Annotated in this window: 26 protein-coding genes; 10 read left to right on the top strand and 16 right to left on the bottom strand. The window is 30.9% G+C overall.

Annotation, left to right across the window (positions count from 1 at the left end; translation table 11 throughout):
• Nucleotides 1–7: 7 nt before the first annotated feature.
• Nucleotides 8–793 carry an amidohydrolase family protein gene (locus B5S50_RS17110; RefSeq protein WP_242872094.1) on the top strand — a complete coding sequence of 262 codons (786 nt, stop codon included), beginning with the start codon at nt 8–10 and terminating at the stop codon, nt 791–793.
• Nucleotides 794–1,043: 250 nt separating this feature from the next.
• On the opposite strand, the gene glyA is transcribed toward B5S50_RS17110, so the two are convergent.
• On the bottom strand, nt 1,044–2,288 hold the full coding sequence (glyA, locus tag B5S50_RS17105; protein ID WP_217302393.1) for a serine hydroxymethyltransferase: 1,245 nt from the start codon (nt 2,286–2,288) through the stop codon (nt 1,044–1,046).
• A gap of 214 nt (nt 2,289–2,502) precedes the next feature.
• Between glyA and B5S50_RS17100 the strand changes: the two genes are divergently transcribed.
• Together B5S50_RS17100 and B5S50_RS17095 are read left to right on the top strand one after the other, a co-directional pair.
• The gene (locus B5S50_RS17100) at nt 2,503–3,273 is read left to right on the top strand and encodes a threonine/serine exporter ThrE family protein (protein WP_217302392.1); all 771 of its coding nucleotides are present in this window, start codon (nt 2,503–2,505) and stop codon (nt 3,271–3,273) included.
• Nucleotides 3,270–3,746, top strand: a complete 477-nt coding sequence (locus B5S50_RS17095; RefSeq protein WP_013237813.1) for a threonine/serine exporter family protein — start codon at nt 3,270–3,272, stop codon at nt 3,744–3,746. The genes B5S50_RS17100 and B5S50_RS17095 overlap by 4 nt, the downstream gene beginning before the upstream one ends.
• Before the next feature lie 12 nt (nt 3,747–3,758).
• Here B5S50_RS17095 and B5S50_RS17090 read toward each other — a convergent pair whose 3' ends face one another.
• Nucleotides 3,759–4,058 (bottom strand): metal-sensitive transcriptional regulator, encoded by a 300-nt coding sequence (locus tag B5S50_RS17090; protein WP_063601629.1) that lies wholly within the window; start codon nt 4,056–4,058, stop codon nt 3,759–3,761.
• A gap of 18 nt (nt 4,059–4,076) precedes the next feature.
• Entirely contained in the window at nt 4,077–4,898 is an 822-nt protein-coding gene (locus B5S50_RS17085) for a Cof-type HAD-IIB family hydrolase (protein WP_217302391.1), read from the bottom strand.
• A gap of 371 nt (nt 4,899–5,269) precedes the next feature.
• Between B5S50_RS17085 and B5S50_RS17080 the strand changes: the two genes are divergently transcribed.
• From B5S50_RS17080 to B5S50_RS17065, 4 genes are all read left to right on the top strand, one after another.
• A complete protein-coding gene (locus B5S50_RS17080) occupies nt 5,270–5,749 on the top strand; it encodes a DUF4883 family protein (RefSeq protein ID WP_217302390.1) in 480 nt (159 codons plus the stop codon).
• A gap of 77 nt (nt 5,750–5,826) precedes the next feature.
• Nucleotides 5,827–6,483 (top strand): DUF4397 domain-containing protein, encoded by a 657-nt coding sequence (locus B5S50_RS17075; protein WP_217302389.1) that lies wholly within the window; start codon nt 5,827–5,829, stop codon nt 6,481–6,483.
• A gap of 325 nt (nt 6,484–6,808) precedes the next feature.
• On the top strand, nt 6,809–7,192 hold the full coding sequence (locus B5S50_RS17070; protein ID WP_065077542.1) for a NusG domain II-containing protein: 384 nt from the start codon (nt 6,809–6,811) through the stop codon (nt 7,190–7,192).
• Between the two features lie 28 nt (nt 7,193–7,220).
• Entirely contained in the window at nt 7,221–7,739 is a 519-nt protein-coding gene (locus tag B5S50_RS17065; RefSeq protein WP_217302388.1) for a Gx transporter family protein, read from the top strand.
• A gap of 252 nt (nt 7,740–7,991) precedes the next feature.
• Here the strand turns inward: B5S50_RS17065 and rnfB are convergent, their stop codons facing one another.
• The 7 genes from rnfB to B5S50_RS17030 form a co-directional block, all read right to left on the bottom strand.
• Nucleotides 7,992–8,846, bottom strand: coding sequence for an RnfABCDGE type electron transport complex subunit B (gene rnfB, locus B5S50_RS17060; RefSeq protein WP_065077544.1), 855 nt, complete (start codon nt 8,844–8,846; stop codon nt 7,992–7,994).
• Between the two features lie 15 nt (nt 8,847–8,861).
• Nucleotides 8,862–9,443 (bottom strand): electron transport complex protein RnfA, encoded by a 582-nt coding sequence (locus B5S50_RS17055; RefSeq protein ID WP_065077545.1) that lies wholly within the window; start codon nt 9,441–9,443, stop codon nt 8,862–8,864.
• A complete protein-coding gene (gene rsxE / locus B5S50_RS17050) occupies nt 9,443–10,084 on the bottom strand; it encodes an electron transport complex subunit RsxE (protein ID WP_065077546.1) in 642 nt (213 codons plus the stop codon). The genes B5S50_RS17055 and rsxE overlap by 1 nt, the downstream gene beginning before the upstream one ends.
• A 2-nt stretch (nt 10,085–10,086) precedes the next feature.
• Entirely contained in the window at nt 10,087–10,644 is a 558-nt protein-coding gene (locus B5S50_RS17045; RefSeq protein ID WP_065077547.1) for an RnfABCDGE type electron transport complex subunit G, read from the bottom strand.
• Between the two features lie 6 nt (nt 10,645–10,650).
• Nucleotides 10,651–11,646, bottom strand: a complete 996-nt coding sequence (locus B5S50_RS17040) for an RnfABCDGE type electron transport complex subunit D (protein ID WP_065077548.1) — start codon at nt 11,644–11,646, stop codon at nt 10,651–10,653.
• An 18-nt stretch (nt 11,647–11,664) separates the two neighbouring features.
• Nucleotides 11,665–13,038, bottom strand: coding sequence for an electron transport complex subunit RsxC (gene rsxC / locus B5S50_RS17035; protein ID WP_065077549.1), 1,374 nt, complete (start codon nt 13,036–13,038; stop codon nt 11,665–11,667).
• A 214-nt stretch (nt 13,039–13,252) separates the two neighbouring features.
• Nucleotides 13,253–13,669: a SoxR reducing system RseC family protein gene (locus B5S50_RS17030; protein ID WP_065077550.1), complete on the bottom strand. Its 417-nt coding sequence runs from the start codon at nt 13,667–13,669 to the stop codon at nt 13,253–13,255.
• A gap of 592 nt (nt 13,670–14,261) precedes the next feature.
• Here B5S50_RS17030 and B5S50_RS17025 point away from each other — a divergent pair.
• The gene (locus tag B5S50_RS17025) at nt 14,262–14,741 is read left to right on the top strand and encodes a hypothetical protein (RefSeq protein WP_254306616.1); all 480 of its coding nucleotides are present in this window, start codon (nt 14,262–14,264) and stop codon (nt 14,739–14,741) included.
• 553 nt (nt 14,742–15,294) lie between these two features.
• Here the strand turns inward: B5S50_RS17025 and B5S50_RS17020 are convergent.
• Entirely contained in the window at nt 15,295–16,398 is a 1,104-nt protein-coding gene (locus B5S50_RS17020) for a D-alanyl-D-alanine carboxypeptidase family protein (protein WP_065077552.1), read from the bottom strand.
• Nucleotides 16,399–16,556: 158 nt separating this feature from the next.
• Between B5S50_RS17020 and B5S50_RS17015 the strand changes: the two genes are divergently transcribed.
• Together B5S50_RS17015 and ytfJ are read left to right on the top strand one after the other, a co-directional pair.
• Entirely contained in the window at nt 16,557–17,057 is a 501-nt protein-coding gene (locus B5S50_RS17015) for a DUF2953 domain-containing protein (RefSeq protein ID WP_083985570.1), read from the top strand.
• An 81-nt stretch (nt 17,058–17,138) separates the two neighbouring features.
• Nucleotides 17,139–17,576, top strand: coding sequence for a GerW family sporulation protein (gene ytfJ, locus B5S50_RS17010; RefSeq protein ID WP_065077553.1), 438 nt, complete (start codon nt 17,139–17,141; stop codon nt 17,574–17,576).
• Nucleotides 17,577–17,629: 53 nt separating this feature from the next.
• Here ytfJ and scpB read toward each other — a convergent pair whose 3' ends face one another.
• From scpB to B5S50_RS16985, 5 genes are all read right to left on the bottom strand, one after another.
• Nucleotides 17,630–18,205 (bottom strand): SMC-Scp complex subunit ScpB, encoded by a 576-nt coding sequence (gene scpB, locus B5S50_RS17005; RefSeq protein WP_065077554.1) that lies wholly within the window; start codon nt 18,203–18,205, stop codon nt 17,630–17,632.
• Entirely contained in the window at nt 18,195–18,950 is a 756-nt protein-coding gene (locus tag B5S50_RS17000; RefSeq protein WP_217302386.1) for a segregation/condensation protein A, read from the bottom strand. Before B5S50_RS17000 ends, scpB begins: the two co-directional genes overlap by 11 nt.
• Entirely contained in the window at nt 18,951–20,117 is a 1,167-nt protein-coding gene (locus B5S50_RS16995) for a CCA tRNA nucleotidyltransferase (RefSeq protein WP_065077556.1), read from the bottom strand.
• 159 nt (nt 20,118–20,276) lie between these two features.
• The gene (locus tag B5S50_RS16990) at nt 20,277–21,488 is read right to left on the bottom strand and encodes a D-alanyl-D-alanine carboxypeptidase family protein (RefSeq protein WP_065077557.1); all 1,212 of its coding nucleotides are present in this window, start codon (nt 21,486–21,488) and stop codon (nt 20,277–20,279) included.
• Nucleotides 21,489–21,622: 134 nt separating this feature from the next.
• Nucleotides 21,623–22,453, bottom strand: coding sequence for a site-specific tyrosine recombinase (locus B5S50_RS16985; protein ID WP_242872102.1), 831 nt, complete (start codon nt 22,451–22,453; stop codon nt 21,623–21,625).
• Between the last annotated feature and the right edge of the window lie 15 nt (nt 22,454–22,468).

Here is a 22,468-nt window from a genome sequence, read left to right as displayed (position 1 = left end):
GGGATAGATGAAAATGATTATAGACAGCCATGAACATGTAATACTACCTACAAAAAAACAAATTGAGATGATGGATGAAGCAAAGGTTAATTTAACTATTTTATTTGCCACATCAATACACCCAGAAGGTGCTAAAACAGTAGGTGAAGTTAAAAATGGCATATTAGCTTTAAACAATATCTTAGTTGGTAATACAAATTCTTTAGAATCAAGGAAAATTATAAATAAAGAATTAGCTTCAGTTGTAAAAAACACCCCTAAGAGGTTCAAGGGATTTGGAAGTGTTCCAGTTGGTATTTCGGAAGATGAAACTAGCTATTTTATTGAAGATCAAATTATAAGAAACAACTTTATAGGTATTGGTGAATTTACTCTTGCTTCTGGATGTACGAACTTACTTAAAACTGTATTCAACTCAATGAACAATTTTAAGCCAATACCTATATGGATTCACACCTTTAGTCCTTTAACTTTAAGTGACATAAAAGGTATAGCAAATTTAGCTAAATTAAATCCAAATATACCTGTAATACTTGGCCATATGGGAGGACTTAACTGGCTTGATACTATTGAAATTGCCAAGGAAATAAATAATATATATTTAGATACATCTGCAGTTTATGCAACTATTGCGTTAAAGTTAGCTGTGGAAGCACTTCCAGAAAGAGTTCTATTTAGTTCGGATGCTCCCTGGGGAAATCCCCTAGCATCAAGAACTATGGTAGAAGCAGTAATTGAAGATAATGGTAAAAAGCAATTAGTGCTAGGTGAAAATATATTAAGCCTTATGTAATATTTACTATATATGAAATTAGCCGCACAAATCAAAGATTTGGAATATCTGCTTGCACACAGCGAAAGCGACTATCACCAAATCAAAGATTTGGGATATCTGCTTTTCTCCAAGTTTACGTTGCGATCAGCTGCGTCCCTGGATAACGATTTTTCCTAAAGGGTAACGCCTTCTAAGTGCTAAAGCACTAAGACGCCTGTTAATAAGCATCAGATGGAGTTAAAACTCCATCTGATGACAAGAACTCTGTTTATAAATTCACATTATATAGAGGAAACTTATGACATAGTTCAACTACTTCTTCCTTAATTTTAGAAAGATCACCATCTCTGTTCTCTACAGCACTATTTATAAAATAAGCTATTTTCTTCATTTCCTCTTCTTTAAAGCCTCTTGTAGTTGCCGCTGGAGTACCTATTCTAATTCCACTTGTAATATTTGCCCCTAATTTATCAAAAGGAACTGCATTTTTATTTACTGTTATACCTACTTTCTCTAGGACTTCCTCAGTATCCTTTCCTGTTATGTTTTTATTGGTGAGATCTACTAAAAGAAGATGATTGTCGGTTCCACCGCTTACAAGTCTAAATCCATACTTTGTAAGCTCTTCTCCCAAAATTTTTGCATTTTTAACAACCTGGTCTATGTAGTCTTTATATTCAGTTTTTAATGCTTCACCAAAACAAACTGCTTTAGCTGCTATAATATGCATTAAAGGTCCCCCTTGTATTCCAGGAAATATAGTTTTATCAAGGTCTTTACCATATTTTTCTTTACAAATTATAGCTCCTCCCCTAGGTCCTCTAAGTGTCTTATGTGTAGTAGTAGTAACAAAGTCTGCATAAGGTACTGGTGACATGTGCTTTCCTGCTGCAACTAATCCTGCAATATGAGCCATATCTACCATCATATAAGCTCCAACTTCATCACATATATCTTTTATTGTCTTAAAATCTATCTCTCTTGAATAAGCGCTTGCTCCAGAAACTATCATCTTAGGTCTATGTTTAAGTGCCAGCTCCCTTATCATATCATAGTCAATTCTCTCTGTTTCCTTGCTTAACCCATAAGAAACAAAATTATATAATTTTCCTGAAAAACTAACTTTACTTCCATGAGTTAAATGGCCTCCATGACTTAAATTCATCCCCATAACCGTATCCCCTGGTTTCAAAACTGACATGTAAACTGCCATGTTAGCCTGTGACCCTGAGTGAGGCTGAACATTAAAGTGTTCTCCTCCAAATAGTTCTTTCATTCTCTCTTTAGCTAAATTTTCAACTTTATCAACTACAAAGCATCCTCCATAATATCTTTTTCCAGGATACCCTTCAGCATATTTATTTGTAAGAAAAGAACCCATTGCTTCCATTACAGCTTTACTAGTAAAATTTTCTGATGCAATAAGTTCTATACCATTTTCCTGTCTTCCATACTCTTCTTTGATTATTTGATAAACAGCATTGTCTCCATTTTTAAGGCTACTAAAATCCATTTTTTTCTCTCCTTTTTCAAAAAATTTTCAGTATAATTACCTATAATAAAGAATTATACTGTCTAGTGCTTAACTTTATTAATATATTACTTTATAAGTTCCTTTTACACAAGTATAGTTTTTAATATTCCAGTATTGCCATTATTGCTATAAGGTGATAGAATTTTTATGCTATATAAATGCATAGTTTATTTTTGGTATAGGGAGATTAAGCATGGATATAAATAGAATAATAAATTTGGCTGCTTATGCGGGAAAAATAATGCTAAAAAGTGGAGCTGAAATATATAGGGTAGAAGAAACTATAACCAGGATATGTAAAAGTTATGACATATGTGATGTAGATGCTTTTGTAACTTTGAATGTAATTATAGTTTCAGCATCAGATGAATATAATCAGACTATATCGATTGTAAAAAGAGTAAAGCAAAGAACCTTAAACTTAGAAAAAATATCCCAAGTAAACAACGTTTCCAGACATATTAAAGACCAATGCTATACTCTAGATTCAATTGAGAACAAGTTGTCTAAAATAGATTCAGTGAAACCTTATCCTTTTAGAGCAAATGTTCTGTTCTCTGGAGTTGCCGTAAGTTTTCTTTGTCTAGCCTATGGAGGTAATATAGTAGATTTCATAATATCCTTTATTATAGGCTGCCTTATAAGCTTGATTTCTACAGGACTTAACTCTCTTCAGACAAATGAATTTTTCATAAACATAATATGTGGAGCTACTGCTACCTTAATAGCACTTATGTGTACTAAACTTCATGCAGCATCCCATACCAATACCATAATAATAAGTTCTATTATGCTATTAGTCCCTGGTCTTGCAATAACTAATGCTATAAGAGATACAATATCAGGAGATTTAATCTCGGGAATTTCAAGGGGATTAGAAGCCTTTTTAGTTGCAGTAGCAATTGCAGCAGGTACTGGTGTTATATTGCGATTGTGGATTATTTTAGGAGGATTTAAATTATGATAACAAGTATAATAATAAATTCTGTATATACTTTAATTGCCACCCTTGGTTTTAATATACTAGAGAATGTACGAGGTAAAAACTTAATATTTACTTCCCTAGGAGGTGGATTAACCTGGTTTGTATATTTAATTAGTTCCTCCCACATAAATTTTTCAAGTGCAGTTTGCTTTTTCATAGCTTCAGTATTTGCATCTACTTATTCTGAAATAATGGCTCGTATACTAAAAACACCTGTAACAACTTTCGTCATAGGAGCAATTATTCCTCTAGTACCTGGAGGAGGTATGTATAACACAATGCTTCAATCTATACAGGGCAATATAAATGCTTCCCTTTCAACTGGTCTTAAAACACTAGCTACTGCAGGAACTATAGCTGTAGGTGTATTTTTTGTATCCTCTGTCTTTAAAGCTTCTTCACTTTTTAAAAAGAGATTGTTTAAGAACAAAAAATTTAAATTGCATTGTTAAGTATAGCTATCTCTATTTTAAAAACATAGTGAGAGTTGATACTAAAGATTCTATTTTATCATTTTTACATCTCGTGTCCCCTTCTTCAAAAAGACAGGTTTTTGCATAGTTTTGTATCATCAACCCTCCCACTTTGTTTACTGCTGCTCTCACTGCTGCAATTTGTATTAAAACATCCTTACAACACATATCATTTTCAATCATTTTTTCAATACCCTTTATCTGTCCCTCTATCTTCTTCAATCTAGTTTGAATTTGTTTTTTTTGTTCCAAAAATATCACTCCCAATATAATCCAGAATAATAAACCCATACAATTATATTATAACTTTCAGATAAACTTTTTTATAATTTCCCCTATTGCTCCATTATTATTATCCTTTTCTGTCACATAATCTGCAGACTTTTTCAAAAATTCCCTTGCATTGGCCACAGCAATTCCAAGACCTGCTTCTTTTATCATACTTTCATCATTTTCATCATTTCCCACAGCTATACATTCATTTAGAGGTATGTGGTAATAGTCTGCCAAGAACTTCAATCCACTCCCCTTAGAAACGCCTTTACTAATTATTTCAATGTTATGTATATCTGATTTTGTAGTATCAATTTTAGATACTTTATTTATCTTTTCCCTCAACTCATTTAAATAATCTATATCCTTATCTATTACTACTATTTTATTTATACATGAACCATTATTTTGTATAAACTCTTTAGAATCTTTTATAATCTTTATCTCCAGCCTAAAATCTTTATCCATATTCTCATTAAATTTATAAAACTTTCTTGTAGCATGACTAACTCTTTCACTATATAGTATATTATCACTGTAAAAATGATAATATGTATCTTTTTTTTCCCTTAAAATGTCTATAACTTTTAAAATAGCTTCTTTGTCTAATAAATTGGATTTTATAATATTTTTATTTTCATCCAGTACTATAGACCCATTACAGCATATTACAGGCTGATTTTTAAATACTGTATCTATATAAAATCCTAATGTTACAGGAAGTCTGCCAGAGGATATAACCACCTTCACACCTGATCTCATCGCTTTATGTATCATTTCTTCATTATATTTCGATATAGATTTATCATCACTTAAAAGAGTACCATCCATATCCATTGCAATTATTTTATAATTCATTGGTATCTATCTCTCCTTTTAACTATCAAAATTTTTTATCCGATCGCTACCATTGCTAACCCCCCATCGCACACAGCGAAAGCGACTATCACCAAATCAAAGATTTGGGATATCTGCTTTTCTACGAAAGTGGGAGATAAGCACTGCTACGCGCCTGGATAAGCTCTTCCCCTAAAGGATAACCTATTCTAAGTGCTAAAGACACTAAGAATACTGTTAATAAGGTTCAGCTGGAGAAAGTCATCCTTATAAGCAAACTTCATCTGAACCTAAGAATCACTTTATATAATTCTTTAATTTTTATCTTATATGGTATAAACTGCAAAACACAAACATAACTTTATCTAGAATACTTTTGTCAGGTGATATAAATGAAAAAATTTTTTATGTTTTTAAGTACACTTTTAATTATAATTATTGCATTTTCAGGATGCAGTTATAAATTAGGTAATTACATGTTTTCTACAAAAAAACCTAACAACTTTTATTATACCAATTTACTTGCTAAAAATCTTACCATGTCTTCCTCCTTAAAATGCATTATAGAAGAAAATAATTTTCACAACGAAACAGAACTAAAGAATGAAAATATTACAGATATAAAAAACATGTTAAAGTATCTAAATAAGACCAGTTTTATAAATAAACCAAAAGACCTTCCACAAAAAACTGCCTACATAATTTATTTTACTTTTAATAAAGAAAAACTGGTGATAAACGTATATAACGAAAAATATCTATCAATATATCCCTGGGACGGAAATTATCCTGTAGATTATATAGATATGAGCAAAGTACCTGCTTCATTAAATTTATATTATTTGGGAAAATATATTTTCAATGAGTATTAAAGTACTTTATTATTGTATCACAGATACTAAAATACACATATATTATTAGTGTATCAATTTAATGAAAGGTGACTGTAATGTTTATTTGCCCTTATTACAGCTATGAAAGTTTTTACAGAATGCCTGAAATAGATCCTATTTCTTATATAAGGTTTTTAAATGCCAGTCCTAATTCTCCTGCAATAGATGTGTATTTAAATGATAGACGTATCTTCAAAAATTTAACCTATAAATCTTTCTCTGATTATGTAAGTGTGCCTTCAGGGGTATACAACATAAAAATTTTCCCATCAGGAAATAATTTGAATCCTATTTTGGATAAAAGGTTGCCTATACCTGCTGGAAAAATATTTACTATTTCTTCTATAGGCAATTATCCAAATATGGGTTTACTATCTATAGAAGATGTAAGACGTCCTAAGATACCAGGTAAAGCTTTTATAAGATTTGTCCATCTTTCCCCAGACGCACCTAGTGTAGATGTAAAATTGCCTAATGGAAATGTATTGTTTCCAAATGTATCCTATAAAGGAATTACTAAATATCTTCCTGTAAGGCCTGGCAAATATACATTAGAAGTATTTACCTCTGATTCTGGTAAAAAAGTTCTTTATATCCCAAACATCAGAATTATTCCAAACAGATTTTACAGCGTATATGCCGTAGGTAATGTATCACGTGATCCTAAACTTCAAGTTCTAATTCCTCTAGATGGCAACAGTTATTTACATTAAAAACGATATATAAGCTTATACTAAATTTTTTATTTTTTCTACTCATAACTACAGAATTTTTCAGAACCACAGATAAACAGATTTCTAAGCATCAGATGGAGTTTTAACTCCATCTGATGCTTAGAAACAGGCTTCTAAGTTCTTCAGCACTTAGAAGGCGGTATCCTTTAGGGATTAACTCTATTTACAGCTGTTCTAATAGTTTATCACACTAAAATTTAAGTTTTTACTACAGTAACATTGTAAATGCCCTTTTGTTATAGTAAAATCATAGAGAGGTTACCAATTAATTTTCTGTAATTATACAAAGTATGGGAGTGTTTGTATGAAAAAAGGGGATAAGATTGCTGCAGTATTAATTTTAATACTAATAATTGCAAGTTGTGCTGGAGTATTTATATACCGTTCATATGTAAAGGGTTCACATAAAATAGCTGTAATAAAGCAAGATGGTAAAATTATAGATACAATAGACTTAACTAAAGTAAAAACCGCAAAAGAACTTACAGTAAAGTACAATAAATCTCACTATAATTTGATAGAAATAGAAAATGGTAAAATACGCATAAAAGACGCAGACTGCCCTGATAAAATTTGTGTAAAAACAGGATGGATATCTGAACCAGGTCAAAGTATTATATGTCTTCCCCATAAATTAATAATTAAAATAGAGGGAAATAATTCTAAATATGATGATATATCCAGTTAAAATTATATTTAAAATCAAGGTGTGATTAATGAACAAAACAAGGAAAATGGTTTTTTTAAGCTTTCTAACAAGCATAGCTCTAGTCATCTACATAATAGAAGCTCAAGTTCCAGTTTTATTTCCCGGAATAAAGTTAGGACTTGCAAATACAATTTCCCTAGCTGCACTTATACTTATAGGATGGAAAGAAGCCTTACTAATTATGTTTTTAAGAACGCTTCTAGGATCTATGTTCGGTGGAACAATGTCTACCTTTATGTTCAGCATAGCTGGAGGAATTTTAAGTAACATTGTTATGATTCTTCTATACAAATATTTTAAAAATTCCTTAAGTCTATGGACTATAAGCATATGCGGGGCAATATTTCACAATATAGGCCAACTCTTAGTAGCTTCTATAGTAATTCAAGACTTTAGAATATACATATATCTACCGGTGCTTTTAATCTCTGCTATAATCACAGGATACTTTATAGGTTGGTGCGTAAAATTTCTAACTAATAACTTATATAAAATTCCTATGTTTAAAGAATTAAAAAATAAATAACTCCACCATAGGTATAAAAAATGTGCTGCAAAATCGCAGCACATTTTTTATCCGATTGCTACCACTGCTAACACCCCCATCTTATTCAAAATGGGGGATAAGCACTGCTACGCACCTGGATAAGTTCTTCTAAGGTTCAGATGGAGAAAAGTGTATTCCTTATAAGCAAACTCCACCTGAACCTAAGAATCACTTGATATTACTCTAATTATATTATTAATATCAACAAATTTAAGCTTTGTTCCACTGCCATTATGAATTTGCAGCAGCTTCATTCTTGCTCTGCTGTTGTAAGTCTGTACCGCTTACAATAGCCTTAATAGCTCCTGTAGGACATTTAGCAAGACAGGTAGCTTCACTACATGACGCACAAATACTTTGGTCTACTACTGCTAGATTGTTCTCTACTTTAATGGCATCATTTGGACAATTTTTAGCACACAATCCACATCCAAGACATCCTACACTACATGCCTTACGTACAGCTCCACCTTTATTTTTAGAATTACAATTAACCATTACTTTAGAACCTACAGGCCTAAATCCAAGTACCTGTTTTGGGCACGCGCTTACACAGGTACCACAACCTGTACATATATCTGTATCAATTATTGGAAGTCCATTTGAACCCATTGCCATAGCTCCAAAAGGACAGCTCTTTACACATGTCCCAAATCCCAGACATCCATATTTACAAGCTTTAGGTCCACCTTCAAGTAAATTTGCAGCTACACAATCATGTATACCTTCATATTCAAAATTTTTAACTGCCTTTGTACAATCTCCACCACATCTTACATGTGCAACTCTAGGTTCAATAGGTGGAGCAGATTTACCCGTTAACTTTGCCACCTGTTCTGCAACTGCTGCTTTTCCAGGTACACAAAGATTTGGAGGTACACTCTCATCTAAAACAACAGCTTCTGCATAAGCTTTACATCCTGCAAATCCACACCCTCCACATTGGCCTTTTGGAAGTACATCTTCTACTAAGTCCACAAGTGGATTTACTTCCATTGCAAATCTTTTATTTACATAGGCTAAAACAAGTCCAAATATAAGACCTATAACAGTCATTACAACTAAAATCATAATTACAGTATTCATTTTATTAGCTCCTTTCTACATAGAAATCATACCTGAAAAACCAAGGAAAGCTAGGGCTAACATTCCTGCTAAAATAAAAGCTACTCCAAGACCTTCTAAAGGTTTAGGTACATCTGCTAATCTCAATTTTTCTCTAAGGCTTGCCATCAAAATTATAGCCATAGCAAAGCCTAGCCCAGATCCTATCGCATTAACAACACTCTGTAAAAAATTAAAGTTAGAATCAGCATTTAATATAGGTACAGCAAGTACTATACAGTTTGTAGCTATTAAAAGAAGGTATATTCCCCACATATTATATAGGGCTGGTGCCTGCTTTTTAATAATAGTCTCCAAAAGCTGTACAAAACTAGCAATAAGAAGTACAAAAACTACTGTCTTCAAGAAAGTTAAATTAAATGGTATAAGTACAAAATGATATACTACCCAGGCCAATATTGAACTCATAGTAATAACAGAAGTAACAGCCATACCCATACCTACAGAAGCATTTAAATTCTTAGAAACACCAAAGAATATACAAAGTCCCAAAAACCTTGTTAAAACATAGTTATTTACAACTACTGCACTTATAAAAAGAGTAAGGTAAGATGCCATTATGCTTCACCTCCATTTGCTTGTTCTAATTTTTGCATTTTAATTTTCTCCATATGTTGGTTATAAACTTTTACTATAGCAACTAAATATCCTATAAGTATGAATCCTCCAGGTGGAAGTATCATAATCAAAGCTGGATTATATGAAGCCCCAAATACATTAAAACCAAATATAGCTCCAGATCCAAATAATTCACGTATCATTCCTATTATAGTAAGTGCCAAAGTAAATCCACATCCCATTCCAAGTCCATCAAAGAAAGAAGGAACTACAGGATTTTTAGATGCAAATGTCTCTGCACGGGCAAGTATTATAGCAAATACAACTACCAATGCTAAATAAATTCCCAATTGCTTATATAATAGAGGTGCATAAGCCTGCATAACAAGTTCCACTACTGTAACTATAGTTGCTATACAAGTGATATATACAGGTACACGTACCTTAGGATTTACAAAATTCTTAATTATAGAAACCACAGTATTATTACAAGTTATAACAAATAGCACGCAGAGCCCCATGGTAAATCCATTTACAGCTGTACTTGTAGTTGCCAGTGCTGGACACAAACTAAGTGCAAGTACGAATATGGGGTTTTCTGCAATCAATCCTTTTTTAAATATATTCCACAAATTCTTCATAATTACTTACCTCCCGTAAACGTAGTAACTTGCCCAACAGCTTCTTTAACTCCTTTAGTTACAGCTTTTGACGTAATTGTAGCTCCTGTCATAGCTTGAATGTTTTTAGTGTTAGACTTATCTTTTACAACTGTTAAGGCATCCGCCTTTTTATCCTTAAACTGTCCCCTAAAAGAATCCTTTGAAGCATTTGCTCCAAGTCCTGGAGTTTCATTATGAGATACAATGCTGAAATCTATTACTTTTCCATCTGGAGTAACAGCTACCAATAGCTCTATAGCTCCACCGTAACCTTTACTCTCTGCAGGTACAACATATGCAATTGTCTTGTTTCCTTTTTGAGCTGCATACCAATCCTTTTTACCATTTACTTTATTAAATTTATCAGCATCATTGACTAAAACTTTCATGGTATCATTTTGTATTTGAACTTGTTTTTGTGCTGCCACTGGTGATGTTACATAATAAACCGCAGCTATTATAATTCCAGATATAAAACACGTAATGGTTAAGTTCTTAGTAATTGCAAAAATACTATTTTGATCTTTATCTTTAGCCATTAAAGCTTACCTCCTTGTCCCAAATTTAACTGGCTGTGTAAACTTATCTATTAGAGGAGTAACTGCATTCATAAGTAATATTGAATAACATACGCCTTCTGGATAACCACCTTTTAATCTTATAAGTGATGTAAGCGCACCTGCACCTAATGCAAAAATAACCTGTCCTTTAATAGTCATAGGAATTGTTACCATATCAGTAGCCATAAAGAAAGCTCCAATTACAAGTCCGCCTGCCATCATATGAAATACAGGATCTCCTGTAAAAAGTCCCGTAGTTCCTCCAAAAGCCCAGGTAAGTATTCCTACAGTACCGATCATTACTACTGGAATCTGCCAGTTAATATATTTTTTATATATTAGATAAAGTCCACCTAAAACAAGTAATATTGTAGAAGTTTCTCCTATACTTCCATTTCTAGTACCTAAGAACATTGCCTTGTAAAGTGCACCTTGACCTCCAAAAGTCTCAAGTAATTTTGAATAACCTTGAAGCTTTAAAATTCCAAGAGGAGTTGCTGTGGTTACAGCATCTACACCACTGGCACTTAATTTTGACCATGTTGTCATTGCTACAGGCCAGGAAACCATTAGTGCAGCCCTTCCAATATGAGCTGGATTAAATATGTTCTGACCAAGTCCTCCCATAGAATGTTTAGCTATTGCTATTGCTATAAAAGATCCTATAGCTACCATATAAGGTGGAATATCAGGAGGTAAACACATAGAAAGTAAAAGTCCTGTTAAAAAAGCACTTCCATCTGTAATAGTTATAGGTTTATTTCTAACTTTTTCTACAAGGTACTCTGTAACTACAGCAGCTATAATTCCTGTTATAATTACTTCTAAAGCATGAATTCCAAAATTAAATACGCCAAAAATCGCAGCTGGAGTTAGTGCTAAACAGACACTCCACATTATCTTAGAAACAGATTCATCACAACGAACATGAGGTGATGACGAAATAGTAAAAATATTTTTCTTTATCTGTGCTTCCGCCATTTTATTATCACTCCTTTATTATTTTAAGACCTCTTCTTTTTCTTTCTTTTCTTTAGCCTTTTCTGCTTTAGCCTTTTCCCTTGCCCCTGCAGCTCTATTTTCTGATTTTAAATATCTAATATACTGTACAATTCTTCGTTTAGCAGGACATGTATATACACAGCTGCCGCATTCTACGCAGTCCAAAAGATTATATTCTTCCTTAGCTTCTTGATATAAATCTTTTTGTCCAAGAATACTTAACATACTTGGATTCAAGTGCATAGGACAGGCTTTTAGACATCTGCCACATCTAATGCAAGAAGATTCTTTTCCATCATTTACATCATTTTTAGTTAAACCAAGTATTCCTGATGAACCCTTCATTATTGGAATATCCAAATTTGATTGGGCAAATCCCATCATAGGTCCACCTGAAATTATTTTAACTGGTTCTTCCTTAAATCCTCCACAAAAATCAATGGCATCTTTAAATGTAGTTCCAATTCTAACTAATATATTTTTAGGCTCTTTAATAGCACCTCCACTTATAGTTGTAACTCTCTGTATAAGTGGAATTCCTCTCTCCACTGCATCGCTTATTGCTATGCATGTACCTACATTTTGAACAACCGCACCTACATCTGCAGGCAATCCACCTGATGGAACTTCTCTACCTGTCAAAACATTTATAAGCATTTTTTCAGCACCCTGAGGATACTTGGTAGGAAGGCCTACTACTTGTACTTTTGTACCTTCAAAAGCTTTTTTCATAGCTTCTATGGCATCTGGTTTATTATCTTCAATACCTACAAATGCTTTTTCCACATTGAGGATTTTCATAATTATTTGAACTCCAGCAACTACCTTATCTGATTTTTCCAACATGGACCTATAATCTGCAGTTAAATAAGGTTCACACTCAGCACCATTCAAAATAAAAACATCTACTTTTTTATCTGGTGGTGGTGCAAGTTTAACATGAACAGGAAAAGTTGCGCCTCCCATTCCTACAATGCCTGCTTCTCTTATTATTCCAAGCATTTCTTTTGCACTTAGCTCTTTCCAATTACGTGAAGTTGGTATTCCTTCTACCCACTCATCTTTTCCATCTTTTTCAATAACTATAGCTTGACACTTTCCAAAACCAGGATGTGGGTAATCTCCTATATCTACAACCTTTCCAGAAGTAGATGCATATATATTGGCTGAAACAAAAGCATCACTCTTCGCAATAAGTTGTCCCTTTTTTACCTCATCTCCTTTTTGTACTACAGGAGATGTAGGAGCACCTATATGCTGTCTAACGGGAATAAACACCTTGTCTGGTATAGGTGCTATTTCTATAGGTTTATTAGCTGTGTACTTTTTGCTATCATCCGGGTGTACTCCACCTCGAAAACTTTTTAACACTCTTAAACACCTCTTTCAATAATTTTTACAGCATGTATATAAACGAAACTGCAAAATAAATATAAACATAATTTTTATAACAGATTATAGAATTTTCCATAATCCGTTATAAAATTATATACTATAGGAAATAATATATAATGACAATTTATCTATTAAATGTCAGTTAACTTTAAAAGATACTCTTATTAATTAAAGTTTGTACACAAATTACTTAATACAATATCTTTGTGATTACTGGTTTTGCATTTTCATTTTTGCTTGTAGATCTATCAAATATTTTTACATATATCAATGATAAAATAAAAAATACTACTCCCCCACCTATTTGAAACTCTCTTAAAGAATGACCTAATTTTCCACCTATCCATGTTCCTATTAATGCACCTATAAAGATTCCAATAAGCGGTAGTATATATACAATAAAGGCAGCCCATAACATATTTGCATCCTTTATTTCAAAAATAACATGTTGACCAGGTTTTGCTCCAACCGGATTTTTTGCATCTACAACTATAGCATTATCACCAGGACAAGCACCACAGCTTTTACAATCTCCGTGTCTACTAGCTCTTACTTTTGCAATACTTTCACTTATTTCAATTACAATACCCTCCGATTCTCTTTTCATATAATACATCTCCCTATTTATTTGTTAGCGTTTTCACGGGGTGTAAATCTAAATTATTATATTTTATATTATACCACAAATTTATATTTTTTTCTTCTGTATTATAAATTTTTTTTATCTGTATCGATATTGAACAGTATTACCTTCAATGCAACTATTATGTGTTATAATTTTTTTCTAATCTTGTATACATATTTTTTATCTAAATAAATGCACTAAAATATCCTAACTATCTCTATCTTACTTTTAATTATACATGTGAAAAATTTAATTAAAATAATATAATAAAAATTATTGATATAAAAAATTAACAATTTTTGTTATATTTATGTTTGATTTTTTACTTTATACTTAAAACAAAGTACTTTTTCTAATATAATATTGAATATATGTAATAATTATACATAATTATTACATATCAATTTTGCTTACTTAATGTATGCTAAAAGAATAACTATTACGCTAACTATTGATTTCAAGCAGTTTTATGCAAATTACCTTTTTCAAAATTGCATAAAAACTTGTTTATTTACATATCAAAATATGATTTAATAAATATATTAGGTTTTAAAATTAGGAGATGATAATAGATATGAGCATTTCTGAGAAAACTTTTTTAGAAAATGTATGTAAATATTGCATTAATAAATATACTATTTCAAATAATGGTCCTTTAATAGCTTCCCTTATATGTCAAATTTGCAAACATGAAGATATGGATGTTCCTGCTATGCAAGGCATATTGCGTATCTACATAAATGAACACTACAGTAGAAGTTTTGCCCATTGTTTTAATATATACCGAGGTATTATTGTCGATGCTTCACTATATCAATATGCACTTGTAAACAAGCCTATAGAAAATCTTTTTCCGATTTATATAGTAGATACTACTCCACCTCATATAGAATATACTATATATAATGAAATTAAAAAAGATTTCCAAATTAAATTTAGTGATAAGTTTCTAGAAAATGCTTTAAAAAGTATAAAAAAAAACGATCCGTATTCTACAAAAAGATTCACTTTACTAGAAGACTCAAAAAAAGAAGAACTTTTTTTCTGTCGTTAAATGGAAGTAATTAGTTCACAATTAAAGAAGATTTTCTACTGTCACAGAAAATCTAAAGAAACTTAGATTAAATGAAATTTGGTGGTGTTTCAATAGCAATTTTTAGATTGCTTTGAACAGTCCCTTAGTTGAACGTACCCAGGGATATAGCCTCTCCTTATCACACCTTGAAATTTTAACTTATATATAAAATATACTAACAAAATGGAAATCACACTTAAAAACTTTTTTTATAAGTCTTAGCGAAGTATTTTAGAAAATCTTAGGAGCTTATATATGTCTCAGGTACGAGTTTATCCGATGACTATCTGCTCTAATATTCCCACTTATCCAAGTGGGAATAAAGAGCAGATACGTCCCTGGATAACGATTTCTAAGCATCAGGTGGAGTCAAAACTCCATCTGATGCCAAGAACTCTGTTTATATAAGCTTCTTTAGATTTTCTAAATACTGAACTTTAGACTTATAAAAAGTTTTTAGTGTGATGATTTTTGTTAGTATATGGCTGGTATAAGTAAACTTTCTACTTAGAAAATCTATAGAATTTCTAAGTTAAAAGGTCCATTTCATAAATTTTTTCACTTTTATGCTATTGGAAGCTCTAAGGGACGTACTATATATCTTTTTATCCCCTTCATATATACAAAGCATTCCTATTCTATCACCCTCGTTAATTGAATATTTTATTCTTTGAGGTTTTATAATTTTAACACTGCACTTGAATCCATTTTTTATAGGCACTATAACATCATCTTCACACTCTAACTTTAAATCTTTTTTATTTACTCTTAGCTCTAGAACTTTATCTCCTTTAGAAAATAACTTGTTAAACTTAAAATTTTTATCAACATATTTATATATTTTTTCCGTTTCTTCCCATCTTCTAGGACAATTCAAAACTACTATTATAACATCGTTTCCTTGAACTTTTGTAGATGTAACTAAACATTTTCCTGCCTTACCAGTATAACCTGTCTTAACTCCATTTGCATCTGGAATTTTCCAAAGAATTTTATTGATATTGTGATAACTTCTTGTAAATCCATTTTGGGATCCATCCACATCTTTTGAACTAACAATTTCATTAAACAATGCATTGTTTTTAGCTATAGATGTAAGTACTGCAAGATCATAAGCTGTGGAATAATGCTCTTCTTTGTCTAGTCCATGAGGCGTCTTAAAGTGGGTATTTATTACTCCTATTTCGCTAGCATACTCATTCATAAGTTTTACAAACTCTTCTACACTTCCACTTACACCTTCTGAAATAGCTATAGCCGCATCATTTCCTGACCTCAACATAAGTCCATATAGAAGTTCCTTTAAAGTTATATTTTCTCCTTTTTTATAACCTACCACAGATCCCCTTATCCCTGACGATCTAGATGATATTTGTACTTTTTTATCTAATTTTCCATATTTCATTGCAACTAGTACTGTCATTATCTTAGTTGTACTTGCCATCGGTACTAACTCAGAAGCATTTTTTTGATACATAACTACTTTCGATCTACTATCCATAGCTATGGCACAGCGTGCATTTATATTAGGTTCTCGAAAAGATGAATTTTTATCATCTGCAAACGCAGTATAGCTGCAAATATTAAAAGTTATAAATATTATTACTATATATGATAAACTCTTTTTTAATTTCATAATTTCTATAGTTTATCTCCTTCCTCTCAATAGATTATTAAGTATTTTTCCCCAAAGCAAATATATTACTAGTAAAACTCATTCTAAATTAGTATATAATTCACTATTAAGGTAATAATTATTAATAATAAAACCTTTTAAATGGGGGGATTTAAATATTGATTAAATTACTTATTTTATTTATCTTAATATTATTTGTTTTGGTATTTATTCCTATACCTCTTAAAATAAAAATGAACTATAGCAATAAAACCTTCTCACTAAAAATCTATAATTTAAATGTTATAGATAAAATTAATTTAAAACATAACAAACCCCCTCTTGAAGGAAAGAAAAAGTCCTCATCCCTCATAAATAATTTCAAAGTAAATTTGAAGTCCCTTAAAAAATTAAAATTTAAACCCCATATAAAAATTAAGGTAAAACTCATTTATGGGTTAGATGATGCAGCCTATACTGCCATAACTTATGGGCTTATACCAACATTAATCACTTTTATATTTGCTCTAATTAAAAACATTTTTGTAGTGAAGAAAAAAGAAATTAAAATAAAACCTGTTTTTAACTGTTTTTATTTTAATTTAGAAATATCAAGTATAATTTACATTAGTTTAGCTAAAGTTATTTATATGTATATAAAACTATTTAAGCACAGCTAAAAGTGTAAAAAAACTATAATCTATGCATATTTTTGAGTTAAGAATTAATAACTAAGAACGAATAGTAAAGGAGGAATTTTTATGGATAATCATCCTATAGAAAATTTATTAAAAAGCACTATGGAAAATTTAAAAGATATGATAGATGTAAATACCATAGTAGGCGATGCTGTAGAGTCAAAAGACGGTTCTCTTATAATACCAATTTCAAGGGTATCCTTTGGGTTTGCATCTGGAGGAAGCGAATTCGACGTAAGCCATGAAGAATCACCTAATCCAGAATATCCTTTTGGTGGTGGCTCAGGAGCTGGAGTTACGGTAAAACCTGTGGCTTTTTTAGTCACAAAAGGTGACTCTATAAGACTTTTATCTTTAGACCAAAATAATACCTATGATAAAATAGTAGATTCAATTCCACAAGTAATGGATGTAATAAGGGGAATGATGAATTCTAAATCTTCAAAATCCAAGCATAACTCTGATAAGAAGAAGGAAGAAGAAAAAAGTGAAGAGGAATAGTCATTTCTTCTTCACTTACCATAATACACTATAATTTTTTGAATACACCTAAATTAATCAAGATGAAATTCCTCAATACTCGGAATTTCATTTATATTTTCAAGCCCAAAATATTTCAAGAACTCTTCCGTAGTACCATATAGTATAGGCCTCCCAGGTACACTCAATCTTCCATTTTCTTTTATCAGTTTTCTTTCAACCAAAGTTGATATTGCCCTATCACTTTTTACTCCCCTTATTTCATCTATATCTATTCTAGTTATAGGCTGTTTATAAGCAATAATAGCTAAAGTTTCCAGGGATGCTTGAGATAGGGATTGTCTTGAGTTATTCCCAAGTAATTCTTCAACATAATAACTATTTTCCGTTTTAGTAACTAAACTGTACTTATCTTCACTGTTTAAAATTTTTATTCCTCTAGATTTCTGTCTGTACTTAACTGTCATATCCTTAAGTAAATCCTTTGTACCTTTACTACTGAGTTTCATTATTGAAGCAATTTGCTTAAGAGTAAGAGGTTCACCAGATACAAACAATAATGATTCTATTATAGAAAAATATTCATCTTTTGTTAAGTCCTTTTCTTGAGTAATTTCGCTGCTAGTACTTTCCTCATTATTATTTCTCATTTTCAATTATCCTTTCCACATAGATTTCATCAAAATTTTCATACTGTATTACGGATACTACTTTAAGTTTTATAAGTTCTAAAAGTGCAATAAAGGTTACGACCTTCTCTATTTTAAAAGAACATTTTTTTAAAACAACAGAAAACCTAATTTGAGGCTTAGTTTGAATAATTTCTCGTATATATAACATCTTATCCTGTAATTTAAACTTATCTAAGGATATTTCCCTGCCCATGACATTTCCGTTGTTAAGTTTATTTACATAGCTATCCATAAGATGACTGTAAACCCGATACAAATCTAACATAGTAATTCCCTTTAAAAATTGTTCCGGACTTGTACTCATATTAACTTGTTCAATTATCTCTGGTTTTTTTCCAAACATTTTTTCTAAGCCTATCTCTCTCTTTTTCAAAAATTCAGCTGCTGCTTTAAATTTTTTATATTGAAGAAGCTTGTCTACTAATTCTTTTCTAGGATCTTTTTCATCCTCATTATCATCTTCATTTAACTGAGTTTTAGGTAAAAGCATTTTTGATTTTATTTCTATAAGTGATGCTGCTATAACTATAAATTCAGAGGCCACATCTAAGTCCATGTCTCTCATATTATTTACGTACTGAAGATATTGTTCCGTAATCTCATATATTTTTATATCATATATGTTCATTTTATTTTTTTTTATAAGGTGAAGAAGCAGATCAAAAGGACCCTCAAAATTTTCTATTTTTATATTTAAAGACATCTAAATAATCTCTCCTAAATTTTTTACTAAATATTTTTTTCCATACTTTATCATAGAATTTAATTCAATCTTTGTCATGTAATTTAAAACTTCTCCTATAGCTTTTCCATTTTGTATTCCAATAGAACTTATGAATTTTCCATTTAAAGACGATTTATAATGATACATATTATGACCATAATTATAAATCTTATACTTAAGTTTGTCATTCCATTTTAAAAGTATAAGTCCATAATCATTTATGTTCTTTAATATTTTATACAATTCATAATTATCCATAGCATTTAGAACTGCGCCGGTTATTTTTTGATAATTTTCTGTAAAATTTTTTATTGAAATTTTTAACTTACTATCTAAAACCGAATTTTCACCTAATATATGAGCACACTTTTTGTCTTCAAGCGCATAAAATAATCTTAAAATTCTTTTATTTATATTATTGTAATTTTCGTTTGCTATTTCTAATTTTTCTCTATTAACATTAAAAATCTTCAAATTACCGCACATTAAAATACTTTTTATCCACATTTTTTCCTCACATAAGAGGTATATTTCCTTCACTATTCTATCATTGCTTATCAAATTAAACACGCCTTCATTCACACAATTAATTATTTCATCCTTATCTTTTAAATCAAAACCATATCTTACTGCATACTTTACTGCTCTGAATATTCTAGTAGGATCTTCTCTATAACTATTTAAATGTATCTTTTGTAGGCTTTTATTTTTTATATCTTCCAATCCACCATAAATATCTATTAAACTTCCTGTTACTATATCATAAGCCAATGCATTAGCCGTAAAGTCTCTTCTTTGCAAGTCATCGTATATGTCCGACGGATCAATTATAGGAAGTTCACCATCTCTAGCATAGTATTCTTTTCTACACCTTATTAAGTCTATATTTACCTCATTTTGAAATAACAAAGAAGCTGTTTGGAATTTATCATAATACTGAAAGCATTTAATTCCATTCAATTTACCTATAATAAAATTAGGATTTTTGTCTATACATATATCAATATCTTTTACTTTATTTTCAAGGAACGCATCTCTAACGGCCCCTCCTACTATATAAGCCTTTATACCATTACTTTTACATATAGCTTTTATTAAATTTATAATTTGTATTTGCTCTATAGTAAACGCCTTTAAAATATTCATGTTTTTCTTTCCTTTCCTGCGCTTTAGGCATCTTTGGCTTGTTATTTTCCTTCAAATGCCTTAAACAAATCAACAGGAAATTCAACGAGTTTTAAAAATCCAATAACCCTAATCGAATTTCCTGTTTTCATTATACATTATATATTAAAAATATATAAACTATTGCCCTTTCTGTAAAATATTTTTTAAACTATCTTTAAAGTTTCCAAATATACCCAACTTTTTTACATCCCTGTCGCTATATAAATTAACTTTCCCTAAAGCCTCTCCATTTACATATACGTCACAATACCCAACTTTTTCACCTTTTTTGTATTGCTTTTTATTTTTATCTATTACACACTTATAAGTAATTTTACTTTCTTTTCCCTTTTCAACTACCACCTTTAAATCTTCTGAAGCTTTGGCAATAAAAAATCTATCTCCTGCTTTATTTAGAGGAATCTTTTCTACATTAGCTCCCTTTTTTAAAATATTCTTTGCAAAGTACTTGGAAAATCCATAATTCATCATCATAGATGCATCTTTATTCCTCACCTTATATGTAGGAGAGCCCATTATTACAGCCAACATTCTTGCACCATCTCTAGTTGCAGTTGCAGATATACAGTACTTAGCAGAACTGGTAAACCCAGTTTTTAATCCATCACATCCTTTAAAAAACCTTACTAATTTATTATGGTTTACTAACTCTATAGGACTTTTTCTGCCTTCTGATATTGTCTCCATATATGTTCCAGTATATTTCAGTATCCTTGTATGCTTAAGTAACTCTCTAGACATTAATGCTATATCATAGGCTGTAGTTAAATGTCCATCTTCACTAAGTCCTGTGCAATTTTTAAAACTTGTATCTTTCATTCCAAGTTCTGCTGCTCTTTTATTCATAAGCTGTACAAATTGATCTTCACTTCCTCCTAAATATTCTGCCATAGCAACTGCTGCATCGTTGCCTGAAGCTATTCCTATTCCCTTTATTAAATCTTCCACACTTCTAACTTCTCCAGTATCTAATAACATCGAGCTTCCACCCATCTTTTTTGCATTTTCACTTACGGTTACCTTATCGGACAATGATATTCTTCCTGAGTCCACTGCCTCCATAGTTAGAAGCATAGTCATTATTTTCGTAACTGAAGCAGGTTCTAATTTTTCATGAGAACCTTTCTCAAAAATTACTTTTCCACTTGCAGGTTCCATAAGCAATGCCGACCTAGCATTTATATTTAAACCTGATTCTGTACTATTCATCTCTTTTTTATGAGATTCACTTAAAGGTTCTGCATTAACAACTGGTAACCACACTACTGTAATAAAAAATAAAATTAATATATTGCTTACTATTCTAAAAGCTCCTTGCTTTTTCCTCATTTTATTTCTCTCCTCCTTTGAGATGTATTCTTTCCTTAAGTCAAGAAAATTATCACATAAAAATAAAGGATTTGATGTTAAAATTGGCTTTAACATCAAATCCTTTGTTCTCTTCATTAACTTTTAAATATTTCCTATGCTCTAGGATGATACTTTTTATATACTTGTGCAATTTTGTTTCTTTTTATCACTGCAGAGTATATCTGAGTAGCAGATAATTCTTTATGTCCTAAAAGTTCCTGTACAGATTTAATATCCGCTCCATTTTGAAGTAAATGTACTGCAAAAGAATGCCTCAGTGTAAAAGCATTTATATTTTTATCTATATTTGCCTCTTTTGCATAATACTTTACTATTTTCCAAAACCCCTGGCGACTCATTTGCACTCCCCTTAAATTGAGAAATAAAACATCCAAATTATATATATTTAATTTAGGCCTTATATTTAAATAATTTTTCAAATATTTCACAGCCACAGAACCTATAGGCACTATCCGTTCCTCTTCTTTTAAGCTTCTACACCTTACATAAGAAAGTTTTAAATCTATATCATAGATAGTTAAGCTTAAAAGCTCCATTACCTTCATTCCTGCAGCATACATAACCTCTAGCATAGCCTTATCTCTTATTCCTTTATTAGTATCTAAATTCGGTGATCCCAGAAGCTTGTCTACTTCTTCTATAGTTAATATCTTAGGAACTTTATGTTCAACTTTTGGAATTTGATAATACAAAACAGGATTTTCATTTAGAACACCTTTTAGCATCAAATACTTATAAAAGTTTCTTAAAGATACTATATTTCTTACTATTGAGGAGATAGCTCTCCCTTCTTTTTGAAGATACTGTACATATGCCATTATAGATACAACTTCTACATTTTCTACATTTTCTTCCCTATCTTTTATAAAATTATAAAACCTGGTTATGTCCCTCACATAGGCATCCATTGTATTTTTACTCATGTGTTTCTTTTCTAA

The organism is Clostridium sp. 001 (genome assembly GCF_019056555.1).
Taxonomy (GTDB): Bacteria; Bacillota; Clostridia; order Clostridiales; family Clostridiaceae; genus Clostridium_B; species Clostridium_B ragsdalei.
Note: the sequence above shows the minus strand (reverse complement) of the source record. Positions and strands in the feature narration are given on the sequence as shown.

What these genes read in the sequence shown, in the direction of transcription:
- B5S50_RS17110 (WP_242872094.1), top strand. Translation starts at nt 8, where the DNA reads ATGAAAATGATTATAGACAGCCATGAACATGTAATACTACCTACAAAA.
- glyA (WP_217302393.1), bottom strand. Translation starts at nt 2,288, where the DNA reads ATGGATTTTAGTAGCCTTAAAAATGGAGACAATGCTGTTTATCAAATA.
- B5S50_RS17100 (WP_217302392.1), top strand. Translation starts at nt 2,503, where the DNA reads ATGGATATAAATAGAATAATAAATTTGGCTGCTTATGCGGGAAAAATA.
- B5S50_RS17095 (WP_013237813.1), top strand. Translation starts at nt 3,270, where the DNA reads ATGATAACAAGTATAATAATAAATTCTGTATATACTTTAATTGCCACC.
- B5S50_RS17090 (WP_063601629.1), bottom strand. Translation starts at nt 4,058, where the DNA reads ATGGGTTTATTATTCTGGATTATATTGGGAGTGATATTTTTGGAACAA.
- B5S50_RS17085 (WP_217302391.1), bottom strand. Translation starts at nt 4,898, where the DNA reads ATGAATTATAAAATAATTGCAATGGATATGGATGGTACTCTTTTAAGT.
- B5S50_RS17080 (WP_217302390.1), top strand. Translation starts at nt 5,270, where the DNA reads ATGAAAAAATTTTTTATGTTTTTAAGTACACTTTTAATTATAATTATT.
- B5S50_RS17075 (WP_217302389.1), top strand. Translation starts at nt 5,827, where the DNA reads ATGTTTATTTGCCCTTATTACAGCTATGAAAGTTTTTACAGAATGCCT.
- B5S50_RS17070 (WP_065077542.1), top strand. Translation starts at nt 6,809, where the DNA reads ATGAAAAAAGGGGATAAGATTGCTGCAGTATTAATTTTAATACTAATA.
- B5S50_RS17065 (WP_217302388.1), top strand. Translation starts at nt 7,221, where the DNA reads ATGAACAAAACAAGGAAAATGGTTTTTTTAAGCTTTCTAACAAGCATA.
- rnfB (WP_065077544.1), bottom strand. Translation starts at nt 8,846, where the DNA reads ATGAATACTGTAATTATGATTTTAGTTGTAATGACTGTTATAGGTCTT.
- B5S50_RS17055 (WP_065077545.1), bottom strand. Translation starts at nt 9,443, where the DNA reads ATGGCATCTTACCTTACTCTTTTTATAAGTGCAGTAGTTGTAAATAAC.
- rsxE (WP_065077546.1), bottom strand. Translation starts at nt 10,084, where the DNA reads ATGAAGAATTTGTGGAATATATTTAAAAAAGGATTGATTGCAGAAAAC.
- B5S50_RS17045 (WP_065077547.1), bottom strand. Translation starts at nt 10,644, where the DNA reads ATGGCTAAAGATAAAGATCAAAATAGTATTTTTGCAATTACTAAGAAC.
- B5S50_RS17040 (WP_065077548.1), bottom strand. Translation starts at nt 11,646, where the DNA reads ATGGCGGAAGCACAGATAAAGAAAAATATTTTTACTATTTCGTCATCA.
- B5S50_RS17030 (WP_065077550.1), bottom strand. Translation starts at nt 13,669, where the DNA reads ATGAAAAGAGAATCGGAGGGTATTGTAATTGAAATAAGTGAAAGTATT.
- B5S50_RS17025 (WP_254306616.1), top strand. Translation starts at nt 14,262, where the DNA reads ATGAGCATTTCTGAGAAAACTTTTTTAGAAAATGTATGTAAATATTGC.
- B5S50_RS17020 (WP_065077552.1), bottom strand. Translation starts at nt 16,398, where the DNA reads ATGAAATTAAAAAAGAGTTTATCATATATAGTAATAATATTTATAACT.
- ytfJ (WP_065077553.1), top strand. Translation starts at nt 17,139, where the DNA reads ATGGATAATCATCCTATAGAAAATTTATTAAAAAGCACTATGGAAAAT.
- scpB (WP_065077554.1), bottom strand. Translation starts at nt 18,205, where the DNA reads ATGAGAAATAATAATGAGGAAAGTACTAGCAGCGAAATTACTCAAGAA.
- B5S50_RS17000 (WP_217302386.1), bottom strand. Translation starts at nt 18,950, where the DNA reads ATGTCTTTAAATATAAAAATAGAAAATTTTGAGGGTCCTTTTGATCTG.
- B5S50_RS16995 (WP_065077556.1), bottom strand. Translation starts at nt 20,117, where the DNA reads ATGAATATTTTAAAGGCGTTTACTATAGAGCAAATACAAATTATAAAT.
- B5S50_RS16990 (WP_065077557.1), bottom strand. Translation starts at nt 21,488, where the DNA reads ATGAGGAAAAAGCAAGGAGCTTTTAGAATAGTAAGCAATATATTAATT.
- B5S50_RS16985 (WP_242872102.1), bottom strand. Translation starts at nt 22,453, where the DNA reads ATGAGTAAAAATACAATGGATGCCTATGTGAGGGACATAACCAGGTTT.